Below are 416 nucleotides of genomic sequence, written 5' to 3' on the forward strand. Positions count from 1 at the left end.
GCTCGCCATGGACGTGCTGCGGCTCGGCCGCCTGCGGGCGATCGACATCGACCCGATCGAACGCAAGCCGCAACGCTAGCGCTCCACGGTCGGGGCGGGGTATGACGGTGCCATGCCTCGCGTCCCGACCCTTGCCGCATGATGCCGGCGCACGAGACCTACGACGTCATTGTCATCGGCGCCGGTGCCGGTGGCATGACGGCGGCGGCCGTGGCCGCTGCCGAAGGCCTGCGCGTGCTGGTGATCGAGAAGACCGCCTTCGTCGGCGGCACCGCAGCGTGGTCTTACGGCATGGTCTGGATCCCCGCCAATGCCAAGATGAAGGAAGTTGGGCTCTCCGACAGTGTTGCGGATGCCGTGCAGTACCTGTCGGGCACGGTGCCCGAGCCCGCCAATGCCGGCCTGCGCGCCGCCTT

General features: G+C 69.2%; 1 protein-coding gene. It reads left to right on the forward strand.

Annotation, left to right across the window (positions count from 1 at the left end):
- Positions 1-138: 138 nt before the first annotated feature.
- The coding region (locus MOV75_RS41995) for an FAD-dependent oxidoreductase (protein WP_247008766.1) at positions 139-416 on the forward strand (278 nt) is incomplete at its 3' end.

This window comes from Bradyrhizobium sp. PRIMUS42 (assembly GCF_023006515.1).
In the GTDB taxonomy this organism is placed as follows: Bacteria; Pseudomonadota; Alphaproteobacteria; order Rhizobiales; family Xanthobacteraceae; genus Bradyrhizobium.